The organism is Novosphingobium sp. AAP93, from assembly GCF_001296055.1.
In the GTDB taxonomy this organism is placed as follows: domain Bacteria; phylum Pseudomonadota; class Alphaproteobacteria; order Sphingomonadales; family Sphingomonadaceae; genus Novosphingobium.
The window spans coordinates 26838-41328 of sequence record NZ_LJHZ01000011.1; the positions used below are offsets into that span (position 1 = coordinate 26838).

Here is a 14491-nt window from a genome sequence, read left to right on the forward strand (position 1 = left end):
TTACTCCTGAGGAAGGTGGTTCAGTGCTTGTGGTCTTGGCCCGCCGGTCGCCCAGTCGAGCAGTTCGATGGTGTGGACGACGGGAAGGCCAGAGTGCCGGGCGATCTGCACCGCGCAGCCAATGTTGCCAGTGGCGATGACGTCGGCCTCAAGTGCCGCCAGCCGCTCGGCCTTGCGCGCGCCAAGCTGACCGGCCAGTTCGCTCTGGAGGATGTTGTAGGTGCCCGCCGATCCACAGCACAGATGAGCTTCGGCAGGCAGCCGCACAGTGTAGCCTGCAAGGGCCAGCAGCCGCTTCGGCGCTTCGGTCACCTTCTGCCCATGCTGCAACGAGCAAGGCGGGTGATAGGCGACGGTCATCCCGTGCGGGGTAGCGACAGGAAGCCCGACCTTGGCCAGATACTCGCTGACATCCATCGCCAGTGCGCTCACCCGCGCCGCCTTCTCCGCATAGGCAGGATCGGCACGGAGCATATGACCATAGTCCTTGATCGTGGTGCCGCAGCCCGAGGTTGTGATGATGACGGCGTCGAGGCCCATGCCCTCGATCTCGCGCATCCAGGCATCGACATTGCGCCGGGCAGCATCGAGCGCATCGCTCTCCCGCCCCATGTGGTGCACCAGCGCGCCGCAGCAGCCCTCGCCCTGCGCAAAAACCACTTCCCGCCCTGCCCGCTCCAGCAGCCGCACCGTCGCCGCGCGCACCTGCGGGCTCAGCACCGGCTCGGCGCAGCCTTGCAGCAGCGCGACGCGGCCCTTGGCGTCGGCACGCCGCGCGGGCTGGACCAGCACTGGCGCCGGAACGCGCGCCGGCGCCAGCGCAACCATCGCCGCCAGCGGGCGCAGCGCCTTCAAACGCTTCATCAAAGGCACCAGCGGGCGCCCCAGTGGCGCCAGCTCCAGAGCCAGCCGCATCCGCCCCGGATAGGGCAGCACCCATGCCAGCAACCGCCGCATCGCCCGTTCTGGCCAGGGCCGCCGGTAGTTCTCGTGGATATAGGCCCGCGCGTGATCGACGAGGTGCATATAGTTCACGCCCGAAGGACAGGTCGTCATGCAGGCAAGGCAGGAAAGGCAGCGGTCGACATGCTTGACCGTTTCCGGCCCCGGCTCGCGCTGGTTCTCCAGCATGTCCTTGATGAGATAGATCCGCCCGCGCGGGCTGTCGTTCTCATCGCCGAGCAGCACGTAGGTCGGGCACGTCGCGGTGCAGAACCCGCAGTGCACGCACTTGCGGATCACGCCCTCGGACGTTGCCATCGCCGGATCGGCGAGCGCCTCAGGCGAGAACTGCGTCTGCATCCGCGTCCTCCGGAAAACGGCCGGTGACGAACACCCCGGCAGGATCGAACGCGCGGCGAACGCGAGCTTCTAGTGCCATCACGCCGGGCGCGCGTGGGTGGAATGCCGGAACGCGGGCACGCATGGCTTCGGGTGCTGCGACCAGCCGTGCCTCTCCGCCAAGCTGCGCCGCAAGCTGGCGCAACCCGCTATCCTCAGCGTCCGTCTCGACCCACACGCGTCCACCACCCCAATCCATTGCCCACTGCGCATCAGCGGGCAGCGCCGCAATCAGCGCGGGCGCAGCGCGCGGCGGCAGATGAACGTCCCAGCGCACCGCGCCCTTCAACCCCTCGCCGGTCATCGCCTGCTGCCACAGCGGCGCGGCATCCTCGAGCCGAGCCAACCCGCAATGCCCCGCCAGCAATCCCGGCAGCGCCGCACACCGCGCCGCGACTGATGGCGCAAAACCTGCGACGCGCAGCAGCACCGTGCCGTCAGAAAGCGCCGCCGCCGCCGAAACCTCGGCATTGCTCCCGAGCGCGCAGGCCATCGCGGCATGCGCTGCCTCGGGTGTCAGGCCGCACGCCGCCAGCGTCACCACCTCGCGAGGGACCGGCAGGACCTTGACAGTCAGTTCGGCCATCGCCCCGATCCGGCCCCACGACCCGGCCATGAGCTTGGGCAGGTCATAGCCGGTCACGTTCTTGACCACCTTGGCTCCGGCGACAAACACCTCGCCGCGACCGGACACCGCCGTCAGCCCGAGCAGATGATCACGCGCGCTGCCCGCCGTCACCCGGCGCGAGCCTGCCACGCCAGCCGCAATGGTCCCGCCAATGGTCGCCCCCGGCTCGCCCCAAGGTTCGAACGCCAGCATCTGCCCTTCCGCCGCGACCAGCGCCTGCACTTCGCTCAGCAAAGTGCCAGCCCGCACCGTCAGCACCAGTTCCGCCGGATCATAATCGACGACCCCTGTCAGCCCCGCCAGCGAGACCACCGCTGCCTCGCGCGGTGCGCCGAACCCGGCTTTGGTCCCACCCCCACGCAGTTCCAGCTTGCGCCCGTTCGATGCCGCATCGGCCACGATCTCGGCGAGGTCTGCCACATCCCTGGGCTCCAGCATCAGAACCTCGGCAACTCGGGATGTGGCAGTGCGCCGTGGTGGACATGCATCCGCCCCAGCTCCGCGCAGCGGTGCAGCACCGGAAACACCTTGCCCGGATTGAGCAGCAACTCCGGATCGAACGCGCACTTCACCCGCTGCTGCTGCTTGAGGTCCACCTCGCTGAACATCTCCGGCATCAGATCGCGCTTCTCGATCCCCACGCCGTGCTCGCCCGTCAGCACCCCGCCCACCGACACGCACAGCCGCAGGATATCCGCGCCAAAGGCTTCGGCCTTGTCGAGTTCGCCCGGCACATTGGCATCGTAGAGGATCAGGGGATGCAGATTGCCGTCGCCCGCGTGGAACACATTGGCGACCCTGAGGCCGTACTCCTCTGAAAGCTCCTCCATCCGCCGCAGCACCTGCGGAAGGCGGCGGCGCGGGATCGTGCCGTCCATGCAAAGATAATCCGGCGAAATGCGCCCCACCGCCGGAAACGCCGCCTTGCGCCCCGCCCAGAACGCCATGCGCTCGGCCTCGCTTTCAGAAACGCGCGAAGTCACCGCACCATTCGCGCCCGCAATCCGCGCAATCTCGCCGATCAGGAAATCGCATTCCGCCGCCGGGCCGTCGACCTCGACGATCAGCAGGGCGCCCACATCGAGCGGATAGCCGACCTGCACGAAGGCCTCCGCCGCGTGGATCGCAGGCCGGTCCATCATTTCCATGCCCGCCGGGATGATCCCCTCGGCGATCACTTGCGCCACGCACGCGCCCGCCTGTTCGGCATCCGGAAAGCCCACCAGCACCGCACGCGCGGTTTCCGGTTTCGGCAATATCCGCACCGTCACTTCGGTGACGACGCCCAGCAGCCCCTCTGATCCCACCAGCACGCCGAGCAGGTCCAGCCCGCCGGAATCGAGATGCCGCCCGCCCAGCCGCACGACTTCCCCGTCCATCAGCACCACCTCGGCGCCGAGCACGTTGTTGGTTGTCAGGCCATATTTCAGGCAATGCACCCCGCCGGAATTCTCCGCGACATTGCCGCCGATGGTGCAGGCAATCTGGCTCGAAGGATCGGGCGCGTAGTAGAAGCCCTTGCCCTCCACCGCCTGCGTGATCGCCAGATTGGTGACGCCCGGCTGCACCACCGCCACGCGGTCCTCGTAGTCCACCTCGAGCACGCGCTTGAACTTGCCCAGCCCCAGCAGCACTGCATCCGCCAGCGGCAGCGCGCCGCCTGATAGCGAAGTCCCCGCCCCGCGCGGCACGACCTTCACGCCTTCGGCATGGCACCACTTGAGCACCGCCGAAACCTGCGCCGTCGTCTCGGGCAGCACGACCAGCAGCGGCAGCTGGCGATAGGCGGTCAGCCCATCCGATTCCCACGGCCGCAGCGCCTCGGGCGCATCGATCACGCCTTCTCCCGGCACGATTGCCCGCAGCGCCCGCGCGATCCGCTCGCACTTGGCGAGCGTCGCGGCATCGGGCACCGGCATGGCAATCGACATCGGCGGGTTCTCCGGCTCAGGCGGCTGCCTTCACCTTCTGGCGAAACGCGTGCAGCAGCGGCTCGGTATAGCCGCTCGGCTGTGATACGCCATCGAACACCAGCGCCCGCGCCGCCTGAAACGCCAGACTGCCGTCCGGGTTGCCAGCCATCGGCTGATAAAGCGGATCGCCCGCGTTCTGCACATCGACCTTGGCCGCCATGCGCAGCAGCGCCGCATCGACTTGGCTTTCCGTAACCACCCCATGCAGCAGCCAGTTGGCGATATGCTGGCTCGAAATGCGCAGCGTCGCGCGGTCCTCCATCAGGCCGACGTCGTTGATATCGGGCACCTTGGAGCAGCCGATGCCCTGATCGACCCAGCGCACGACATAGCCCAGAATCCCTTGCGCATTGTTGTCGATCTCGGCCTGGATATCCGCTTCCGACCAGTTCTGCCCCGCCGCCACCGGAATGGTCAGCAGCGCATCGAGGCTGGCGATGCCTTCCGCGCGGCGCTCCACCTGCCGGGCGAACACGTCGACCTTGTGGTAGTGCGTGGCATGCAGCGTCGCGGCGGTCGGCGAAGGCACCCATGCGGTGTTCGCGCCGGTCTTGGGGTGCCCCACCTTCTGCACCAGCATGTCAGCCATGCGGTCGGGCATTGCCCACATGCCCTTGCCGATCTGTGCCTTGCCCGAAAGCCCGCAAGCGAGGCCGATCTGCACGTTGCGATCCTCGTAGGAGGTGATCCACGGGGTCGTCTTCATGTCGCCCTTGCGCAGCATGGCGCCCGCCTGCATCGAGGTGTGCATCTCGTCGCCGGTCCGGTCGAGGAAGCCGGTGTTGATGAACATGATGCGGTCCTTCACCGCATGGATGCACGCGGCAAGGTTCGCGCTGGTGCGGCGCTCCTCGTCCATCACGCCGATCTTGATGGTGTGGCGCGCGAGGCCGAGCAAGTCCTCCACCGCATCGAACAGGTCGTTGGCGAAGGCGGCTTCTTCCGGTCCATGCATCTTCGGCTTCACGATATAGACCGAGCCGGTGCGGCTGTTGCGGCGCGCCCCGTTGATGTCATGCATCGCGATCAGGCTGGTGACGATGCCGTCGAGGATACCCTCAGGCGCCTCGCCGCCGCCCGGCAGCAGCACGGCCGGATTGGTCATCAGGTGGCCGACATTGCGCACCAGCAGCAGCGAGCGGCCATGCAGCGTCAGCGTGCTGCCATCGGTCGCGGTATAGACGCGGTCCGCATTCAGCCGCCGCGTCATCATCGCACCGCCCTTCTCGAAGGTATCCTCGAGATTGCCCTGCATCAGCCCCAGCCAGTTGGCATAGGCCATGACCTTGTCCTCGGCATCGACCGCCGCGACCGAATCCTCGCAGTCGCAGATCGTCGAGATCGCCGCTTCCAGCACGACATCGGCAATGCCCGCCGGATCGTCCTTGCCGATGGGATGCGCGGGATCGATCACCACTTCGATGTGAAGGCCATTGTGCCTGAACAGCAGGTTCGCGCCCGCCCGGCCGACCAGCTGCGAAGGGTCCTTCAGCGCCGGTTCGCCGCCGGCCCATTCCGCCCACGAACCCGAAGCCAGTGGCACCGCCTCATCGAGAAACGCCTTGGCCCACTTGATAACTTCCGCGCCGCGCACCGGATCGTAACCCTTGCCTTGCGCCGCGCCCGGAATGGCATCCGTGCCATAAAGCGCATCATAAAGGCTGCCCCAGCGCGCATTTGCCGCGTTCAGCAGGAACCGCGCATTGAGGATCGGCACAACGAGCTGCGGCCCCGCGGTGGTCGCCAGCTCGGCATCGACATTCTGCGGCGCAACCGAAAACGGCGCAGGCTCCGGCACCAGATAGCCAATCTCGGTGAGGAACGCCTTGTAGGCCGCCATGTCCTGCGCCAGATTCTGATTGAAATGCCCGGCGCGTGCCTTGTGCCACGCATCGATCTTCGCCTGCAGGTCTTCGCGCTTGGCCAAGAGCGCGGCATTGCGCGGCGCGAACTTGCCGAAGATGTCCGCAGCGCCCGCCCAGAACGCATCCGCCGCCAGCCCCGTCCCCGGCAGCGCGCGGCTCTCGATGAACGCGGCAAGGCTCTCCGCCACCTGCAGCCCCGAACGCTCGACATATCCGCTCATCGCATCGACTCCTGAAATTTCGTGCCCCTTCCCTAGGCCCGCACCTGCTCATGCGGTAGAAGGAAATAATTCAACGCAGCTTATCCTGCAGGTTAACAATGTTCGATCCCGACTACGATCTCTTCCTCGGCATCGTCGAAGCCGGCTCGATCTCCGCTGCGGCCCGCGCGCGCGGTATTTCCACCGCCGCGCTTTCCAAGCGCCTCGTCCGCCTCGAGGAGCGTCTTTCCGCCCGCCTCGTCAACCGCACTACCCGCCGCCTCGCGCTCACCCCGGCCGGGCAGGACCTGCACGATGCCCTGCTTCCGCTGCGCACCAGTCTCAAGGCCGCCGAAGAGCGCGTCAGCGGCCGCCACGCCCATGTGCGCGGCCCTCTCAGCGTCACCGCCCCCACTTCTTTCGGCCGCATGCATGTCGTCCCCCACGTGCCCACCTTCCTCGCCGCGCACCCGGACGTCCGCCTCCAACTCGATCTCTCCGACGAGTTCGCCGACCTGCTCGACGGCAGCTGCGACCTTGCCATCCGCATCGGCGCGCGGATCGGCAACGGTCTTGTCGGCCACCGCCTCGGCACCAGCCACCGCGTGCTCTGCGCCGCGCCCGCCTATCTCGCCCAGTTCGGCACGCCAAAGACCTTGGCAGACCTGCGGCACCACCGCGTGCTGGCCACCGTCAGCCAGCTCCCCTGGCAGCTCGATGGCCCCGAAGGCACCGTCACGCATTCCGGCCAGAGCCACGTCCGCACCAATTCCAGCGAAGTCGTGCGCGAACTCGCGCTTGGCGGTTGCGGCATCGCGCTGCGCTCGCTGTGGGATGTGCACGAAGCGCTGGCATCAGGCGCTCTGGCCCGCGTCCTCCCGCAATACCAAGGCTCGCAGGATGTCGGCATCTACGCCGTCCATGCGCCAACGCCCGCCCTGCCTGCGCGGATCGAAGCCTTTATCGCGCATCTTGGCGCCCACCTGCAGGCGGGCAGCGGCCTTGGTCAGGCCCCAGATTTTTAGGCGGTGACTTTCATGCAGGCGATCCCCCGCGCCGTCAGCCGCGAGCAGATCGCAAAGGCATCTGGCCCGGAGGCGCGCAGCCGGTAGACCTGCATCTGGCGGACCACCGCGGGAATGATCACCGGATCGAGCGCCTGCAGTTCCGGTTCGCTTTCCGAGAGCTCCTGCCACAGGTCGTCCGCGCCCTCGACATCGGGCGTTGCGGCCAGCTGGATCGTCTGGCGCTGGCCCTGAACTGGCTGCGGCGCGGGTCCATGTACGGGCTTGGGTGCATCCATCAGCGGGGGCAAATAGGCCTGCCGCACCGGCGGTTCGCGAAACGGCGGAGGCAGCCCCAGCGCCGCGCTCTTCGCGGCTTCGGCATAGGCCAGCGGCTCACGCAGGATCACCACCGACGTGGAAGCTGGATTGGTCAGCGCATAGAGCTGCCGCGCGAAGTCCATCGGCAGGCGGATGCAGCCGTGCGAGGCCGGATAGCCTGTCACCCGCCCGGCATGGAGTGCCACCCCGCGCCAGGTCAGCCGCTGCATATAGGGCATCGGCGCGTTGCCATAGGTGCGCGAGCGATGCTTCACATGCTTCTGCAGGATCGTGAACGTCCCTGCCGGCGTGCCATAGCCGCGCTTCCCGGTGGAGACAGTGGTCGAGCCCCACTCCGCGCCATCCTTGAACACGAAGAGCCGCTGCGACGCGATGCTCACCACGATCAGCACCCCCCGGTGCGCGGCAGACGCCGGCGTCGGCGGAGGCGGCGCCTGCGGCGCACCGTCAAGCGCCGGATCGGGACCGCATTGCGCGCCACTCGTTGCAAACTGCACCGGAGTTGCCGCCACGGCCGCCCGGTTGGAAAACGCGAAAAGCGCCAGCCCGCCGCATCCCAGCAGCGCCAGCGCCATTGCCGCTATGACGGAGACTCGTCCCTTAGCCCACCCCATGGCTTATGGTTAACGGATCGTTACCTTACGCGACACTGCTTTTTTGCGCCGCACCGGGGCGCGCCGCCTGCCCTAACGGGAAAGCGCCAGCCGCTCGCCGCCCGCCTGCCAGCCACCGCCCAGCGCGCGGAATGCCGCAACGCCAGCCCGCGCAGCTTCAGCCCTGGCGGCGATCGCGGAATCCTCGGCGTCAAGCCGCTGCCGCTCCACGTTCAGCGCCTCGACACGGCTGACCGCTCCGGCACGAAACGCTGTCTCGATTCGCCGCCGGCTGTCGCCCAGCCGCGCGGCGACGGTAGCTGCTGCATCGGCCTGCTCGCTGCGCTTGGTCAGCGCGAGGAGCGCATTCTCGCCCTCGGCAGCAGCCTGCAGCGCCGTCTGCTGCCATTGCGCCACCGCTTCCTTGAGCCGCGCCTCGGCCGCCTTCTGCTGCGCCCGCAGCCGCCCGCCAGTGAACACCGGCACGCTGAAGCCCCCACTTGCCCCTGTCTGCACCGCACCGCCGGTGAACAGGTTGCTCATCCCGTTGGCGACGAACCCGGCAAACCCCGATATCGTGAACCGCGGATAGCGCGCCCGGATCGCCTCGGCCACGCGCGCATCGCTCGCCGCGACCAGCCGCTCCGCCGCGACCACATCGGGCCGCCGCGCCAGCAGCGAGGCCGGACCATCGGGCACCGCAGGTGCACGCACGGCGGGGATCGCGCCGCTGCCCGTCTCTGCCGCAGCTTGCCCGGGCGCGCGGCCAAGCAGCACGTCAAGCCGGTTTCGCTCGACTTCCAGCGCCGTTTCCAGCGCCGGCACCGCCGATGTCGCGCCCGCCAGTTCCGCGCTGCTGCGGTCGGTCTCGGTCAGCGCCGCAACCCCGCGCTCCGCCCGCTGGCGAAGCAGCGCATCCGCGTCGCGTGCCGCATCGACACGCGCCTTGGCGAGCTCAAGCCGCGCCTCGATCGCGCGCACGTCGATGTAGGTGTTCACCACTTCCGCCGCGATCGTCAGCCGGGCGCCCGCAAGGCCCGCATCCGCCGCGCCTGCTTCCGCCCGCGCCGCACGCGCCCCGGCGGAGAGCCGCCCGAACAGATCAAGCTCCCACGAAGCCGCGCCATTGAGGCCATATTGCTCGACGGTACGTTTGAAGCCGGGAAAACGCGAGAAGGCGCGCCCCTGCACGTCCTCGATCGATTGCTGCTTGAACCCGCCCGATCCGTCGAGCGAGGCCTGCGGCAGCAGCGCGCCCTTGGCCGCCTTCAGGCCCGCCGCCGCCTGCTCCAGCCGCGCCGCCGCAGCGGCGATGTCGAGATTGCCGGACAGCGCCGTGTCCACCAGTCGGTCCAGCACCGGATCGCCGAAGCTCTTCCACCAGCCCTCGGCAAGGGGCACGCTGTCCGCAGCAACCGGTGCATTGCGGAACGCCGTACTCAACGCAGGCGGCGGCGGGGGCACGCGGTGCGACGCAGCCAACGCATCGGGCGTTGCTGTGCCGAGCAGAAGGAGGGCAGTGGTTGCGGCAAGAAAGGTCCGCATCGGATAGAGTCCTTGACCTGTGAATGATGAAAGAATATATCCTTTTTCATGAAAATCAATCCCGCCGTTTCAGGAAAACGCAAGGCTGGTCGTCCGACCGTGGATCGCCGCGACGAGATCCTCGACGCGGCCGAACGGCTCTATGACGCAATGGGGTTCGAGAAGGTAACGGTGACCGACGTTGCGCGCGCGCTCGGCATGTCACCGGCCAATCTCTATCGCAGCTTCGCTAACCGGCAGGCGATCGACGAGGCGGTGACCAAGCGCACGCTCGCTGCCGTGGAAGACGCCGCGTGGCAGGTCGCGCGCACTGCCGCTGCTGATCCGATCGCGGCGTTCCGCCATCTCTGTAGCGATATCGCTTTGAAAATGAGTGATATTCTATTTCGCAGCGGCCGCGCGAGCGATCTTTGCCTGGCCGCCACGCGCGGACATTGGCCGCCGGTGCGTGATTTCACCGACACACTGCACGGCGTCATCCGCCACGTCATCGCCGAAGGCCAGCGCCAGGGCGTGATGCGCGCCGACTTGCCGCTGGAGCAGACATCGGCTGCAGTGGTGAGCGCGATGGTCAAGGTCTGGCACCCGGTCATGCTCGACACCTTTGGCGTTGCAGACCTCGAAAGCGAGACGGCGGCGCTCACACAACTCATGTTGACCGCCCTCCAATCAAAAAAATGAAAAAAGAAACTTATTTTCATCTTTTCTGAAAGCCCCACTGCTACTATATCGGAGTCGTCAGCGCCCTGAGGGGCACGGAGGCTTTGATGCGATCGCAGTCCAGATCCCGGCATTTCGCCCTTTTTGCCGCACTTGCCGGTAGCTCGTTCCTTGCCGGATGCTCGGGCGCACCGTCCGCGCAAACCGCAGAACCGCTTGTCGCAACAGCGGTGGCACAAGGCGAAGGCGGCGCGGCAGGCGAAGCCTATACCGGCACGGTCCACGCCCGCACCGAAAGCGTGCTCGCCTTCCGCGTCCCCGGCAAGATCGTCGCCCGCCTCGTCGATGCGGGTGCCCATGTCCGCGCGGGACAGCCGCTCTATCGGCTCGACGCGCGCGATCTCGGCCTTGCCGCCTCCGCCGCTGCCGACAGGGTCCGCGCTGCACAGGCCGATGCTGCACGCACCGCGGCAGACGAAGCCCGCCTGCGCCCGCTCGTCGCCACCGGCGCCATCTCGCCCTCCACTTATGACGGCGCACGCGCGGCGCGCGATGCTGCAGCCGCCACGCTCTCCGCCGCCCGCGCCGCCGCCAGCAACGCATCGAACGAACGCGATTATGCTGTGCTGGTTGCGGATGCTGACGGTATCGTAACCGAAGTGCTCGCCGAGGCCGGACAAGTCGTCGCCGCCGGAACCCCGGTCCTGCGCCTCGCCCGCAGCGGCGCCCGCGAAGCGCTCGTTGCCGTGCCCGAAACCGCGCTCGCCGCGTTGCCGAAGTCCGCGCAGGCCGCAGTCTACGGTCGGAGCGCCCCCGTCACCGCCACCTTGCGCGAGGTTGCCGGGGCCGCCGATCCGCTGACCCGCACATTTGCCGCGCGCTACGTCCTCTCCGGTCCCGCGGAAGACGCTCCGCTCGGTGCGACCATCACCGTCCGCCTGCCCGGCGCCTCATCCGCCACCAGCCGCGTACCGCTCGGCGCGCTGGTCGATCTGGGCAAAGGCCAGGGCGTGTGGGTCATCCAGCCCGACCGCAGCCTGCTCTTCCGCCCGGCCCAGCCCTTGCGCCTGACCGAAGAAGAAGCCTTCCTCCCTGCCTCAGCCCTGCCTCCCGGCACCCGCGTCGTCGCGCTGGGCGGCCAGCTGCTGCGCCCCGGCCAGAAAGTCCACCTTATCGAAGGACAAGTCCGGTGAAGGGCCCCAACCTCTCCTCGATCGCGGTCAAGGAACCGTCGGTCACGCTGTTCCTGCTGCTTGCCGCGATGGCGGCCGGCATCTTCGCCTTCTTCCAGCTCGGCCGCGCGGAGGACCCCAATTTCACCCTGAAGGTGCTCACCGTCACGGCCGTCTGGCCCGGTGCGTCCGCGCGCGAAATGCAGGACCAGGTCGCCGACCGGCTCGAGAAGCGCATCCAGGAACTGCCCTGGTCGGACCGCATCGAGACGCAGGCCCGCCCCGGCCTCGTCACCCTTACGGTCGTCTTCAGCGACAAGACGCCGCCCAGCGAGGTGCCTGAAATGCTCTATCAGGCGCGCAAGAAGATGAGCGACGAAGCGATCAATCTCCCGCGCGGCGTGATCGGCCCGATCGTCAACGACGAGTATTCCGACGTCTTCTTCTCGCTCATCGCGGTTCAAGCGAAGGGCCTCCCCCACCGCGCGCTGATCGAGCGGACCGAGGCGATCCGCAGCGAACTCCAGCAGGTCAAGGGCGTCAAGAAGGTCGTCCTCATCGGCGAACAGCGCCCGCGCATCTATGTCGAGATTTCCAACCGCAAGCTGGCGACATTGGGCCTCGGCGCCGACGCCGTGCTGGGCGCGCTGGCGAACCAGAACCTGATCCAACCCGCTGCCCAGTTCGAGACCTCCTCGCGCCTCGTGCCGATCCGCGTGACTGGCGCCTTCGATGATCTCGATGCCGTGCGCGCCACGCCGATCGCCGCCGGTGGCCGCGTGCTGCACGTGGGCGACGTGGCCGAAGTGAAGCGCGGCTACGAGGACCCGCCAACCTATCAGGTGCGCCATCAGGGCGGCGAGGCCGTCATGCTCGGCGTGGTCATGCAGGACAAGTACAATGGCCTCGCGCTGGGCGGCGAACTCAGTGCCAAGCTCTCGGACGTGCGCGCAAGGCTGCCGCTTGGCGTCACCGTCACCGAAGTCGCCGATCAGGCCGCCAACATCAGCGAGGCTTACGGCGAGTTCATGCTGAAATTCGCGGTCGCGCTCAGCGTCGTCATGGTCGTCAGCCTCATCGCGCTCGGCTGGCGCGTGGGCATCGTCGTCGCGCTCTCGGTGCCGCTGACGCTCGCCGCCGTCTTCGTGATCATGCTGATGACCGGCCGCCAATTCGACCGCATTACCCTCGGCGCGCTGATCCTCAGCCTCGGCCTGCTTGTCGACGACGCGATCATCGCGATCGAGATGATGGTGGTGAAACTGGAGGAAGGCATGAGCCGCGTCGAATCCGCCACCTTCGCTTGGGGTGCGACCGCCGGGCCGATGCTGGCGGGCACCATTGTCACCATTGTCGGCTTCCTTCCTGTCGGCTTCGCACGCTCCACCGCGGGCGAATATGCCGGCAACATCTTCTGGATCGTCGGCTTCGCGCTCCTCGTCTCGTGGATCGTCGCGGTCTATTTCACCCCCTATCTCGGCGTGAAGCTGCTGCCCGATATCAAGCCGGTCGAAGGCGGCCACGATGCCATCTACGCAACAACGCGCTACCAGCAGCTGCGCCACTGGATCACCCGCAGCGTGGCGCAGCGCGGGCGGCTGACCATCGGCGTGGTGCTCGCGATGGTGCTTGCGGGCGTGCTCCTTGTCGTCGCCATCCCCAAGCAGTTCTTCCCGATCTCGGACCGGCCGGAATTGCTGATCGAGGTCTACAATCCCCATGGCTCAAGCCTCGCTGCCACCCGCAGCGTGGTCGAGAAGATCGAGCACGATCTCCTCACCCGGCCCGACATGAAGGGCGAAGCGCGCTATGTGAACAGCTACCTCGGCGGCGGCGCCCCGCGCTTCTTTCTCTCGCTCAATCCCGAACCCGCCGACCCTTCGTTCGCCAAGCTGATCGTGCTCACCCACAGCCCCGCCTCGCGCGACCGGCTGCGCCTGGCGGTGCAGAAGCGCGCCGCAGAAGGTGCCTACCAGGGCGCCCGCGTCCGCGCGCTGAGCCTCCTGTTCGGGCCGCCGGTGCCCTATCCCGTGGCCTTCCGCGTTACCGGCCCGGACCCCGACCAGCTGCGCCGCATCGCTGCCGAGGTTTCGGAGGTTGTCCGCGCCAACCCGAACACCGTCGCCGTCAACACCGACTGGGGTGACCGCACGCCGTCCGTCACGCTTCAGTTCGACAACGACCGCCTGCGCCTGCTCGGGCTCGATCCGGCCAGTGTTTCCCGGCAAGTCTATGCGCTGATCTCGGGCGCCACCGTCAGCCAGGCCCGCTACGGCGACCGCACCACCGATGTCGTCGTGCGCACCCCGGGCACCGAACGGCATGCGCTCGGCGATCTCGGCAGCCTCGTTATCGGCACGGCGAACGGGACAGGCGTGACGCTTTCACAAGTCGCGAAAATCGTGCCCACCAGCGAGGACCCGCTGCTCATGCGCCGCAACCGCGCGCCGACAATGACCGTACGCGCCGATATCACCAAGGGCATCCAGCCCGCCGACGTCACCGCAGCGATCCAGCCCAAACTGCAACCACTGATCGACAAGCTGCCCGCCGGCTATGCCATCGTCACCGCCGGTTCGGTCGAGGAGGCGGGCAAGGCCAACGCCGCACTGGCACCGCTGTTCCCGATCATGATCGGCTTCATGCTGCTCGTTCTGATGCTGCAGACCCGCTCGTTCCGCATGACCGGCCTCGTCTTCGCGACCGCTCCCTTGGGCCTGCTCGGCGCGATCCCGGCGTTGCTCGTCACAGGGTTCGCCTTCGGGTTCAACGCGATCCTTGGCCTGATCGGCCTCGCCGGGATCCTCATGCGCAACACGCTGATCCTCGTCGACCAGATCGACAGCGAACGCGCGCGGGGGCTGGGCCTTGAAGAAGCGGTGATCGAGGCGACCGTCCGCCGCGCGCGGCCGGTGCTGCTCACCGCGCTCGCCGCCGTGCTCGCCTTCCTGCCGCTGACGCTGTCCAGCTTCTGGGGCCCGCTCGCGGTCGTGCTGATCGGCGGTACACTTGTCGGCACCGCCCTCACGCTGTTCTTCCTCCCCGCGCTCTACGCGCTGTGGATGGTGCGGCGCTGAAGCCCTCTCCCCTTGAGGGGAGAGGGTTGGGAGAGGGGAACGGCCCTCACCAGCTGCCGGTATTCTCCATGCTCGCCCACGGCTCGGCGGG

General features: G+C 67.8%; 10 protein-coding genes. 4 read left to right on the forward strand and 6 right to left on the reverse strand.

Going from position 1 to position 14491, the window contains the following annotated elements:
- From glcF to IP83_RS02270, 4 genes are read right to left on the reverse strand one after another with little or no spacing between them, the layout of a single operon-like run.
- Positions 1-1302, reverse strand: a complete 1302-nt coding sequence (glcF, locus tag IP83_RS02255; protein ID WP_054120586.1) for a glycolate oxidase subunit GlcF — start codon at positions 1300-1302, stop codon at positions 1-3.
- Complete coding sequence (locus IP83_RS02260) at positions 1280-2407, reverse strand: FAD-binding protein (protein WP_054120587.1); 1128 nt, start codon at positions 2405-2407, stop codon at positions 1280-1282. The genes glcF and IP83_RS02260 overlap by 23 nt, the downstream gene beginning before the upstream one ends.
- On the reverse strand, positions 2407-3900 hold the full coding sequence (locus tag IP83_RS02265) for an FAD-linked oxidase C-terminal domain-containing protein (RefSeq protein WP_054120588.1): 1494 nt from the start codon (positions 3898-3900) through the stop codon (positions 2407-2409). The genes IP83_RS02260 and IP83_RS02265 overlap by 1 nt, the downstream gene beginning before the upstream one ends.
- A gap of 16 nt (positions 3901-3916) precedes the next feature.
- The gene (locus IP83_RS02270) at positions 3917-6028 is read right to left on the reverse strand and encodes a malate synthase G (protein WP_054120589.1); all 2112 of its coding nucleotides are present in this window, start codon (positions 6026-6028) and stop codon (positions 3917-3919) included.
- A 98-nt stretch (positions 6029-6126) separates the two neighbouring features.
- On the opposite strand from IP83_RS02270, the gene IP83_RS02275 reads away from it, so the two are divergent.
- Positions 6127-7032, forward strand: coding sequence for a LysR family transcriptional regulator (locus IP83_RS02275; RefSeq protein ID WP_054120590.1), 906 nt, complete (start codon positions 6127-6129; stop codon positions 7030-7032).
- Here IP83_RS02275 and IP83_RS02280 read toward each other — a convergent pair.
- Both IP83_RS02280 and IP83_RS02285 read right to left on the reverse strand, forming a co-directional pair.
- The gene (locus IP83_RS02280; RefSeq protein ID WP_054120591.1) at positions 7029-7928 is read right to left on the reverse strand and encodes a L,D-transpeptidase family protein; all 900 of its coding nucleotides are present in this window, start codon (positions 7926-7928) and stop codon (positions 7029-7031) included. The two genes, IP83_RS02275 and IP83_RS02280, sit on opposite strands and share 4 nt — an antisense overlap.
- Before the next feature lie 111 nt (positions 7929-8039).
- A complete protein-coding gene (locus tag IP83_RS02285; RefSeq protein WP_054120592.1) occupies positions 8040-9491 on the reverse strand; it encodes an efflux transporter outer membrane subunit in 1452 nt (483 codons plus the stop codon).
- Positions 9492-9539: 48 nt separating this feature from the next.
- On the opposite strand from IP83_RS02285, the gene IP83_RS02290 reads away from it, so the two are divergent.
- The 3 genes from IP83_RS02290 (at position 9540) to IP83_RS02300 (ending at position 14400) form a co-directional block, all read left to right on the forward strand.
- A complete protein-coding gene (locus IP83_RS02290; RefSeq protein ID WP_054120593.1) occupies positions 9540-10172 on the forward strand; it encodes a TetR/AcrR family transcriptional regulator in 633 nt (210 codons plus the stop codon).
- Between the two features lie 209 nt (positions 10173-10381).
- Positions 10382-11344: an efflux RND transporter periplasmic adaptor subunit gene (locus IP83_RS02295; protein ID WP_231624870.1), complete on the forward strand. Its 963-nt coding sequence runs from the start codon at positions 10382-10384 to the stop codon at positions 11342-11344.
- On the forward strand, positions 11341-14400 hold the full coding sequence (locus tag IP83_RS02300) for an efflux RND transporter permease subunit (RefSeq protein WP_054120594.1): 3060 nt from the start codon (positions 11341-11343) through the stop codon (positions 14398-14400). Before IP83_RS02295 ends, IP83_RS02300 begins: the two co-directional genes overlap by 4 nt.
- Positions 14401-14491 lie beyond the last annotated feature (91 nt).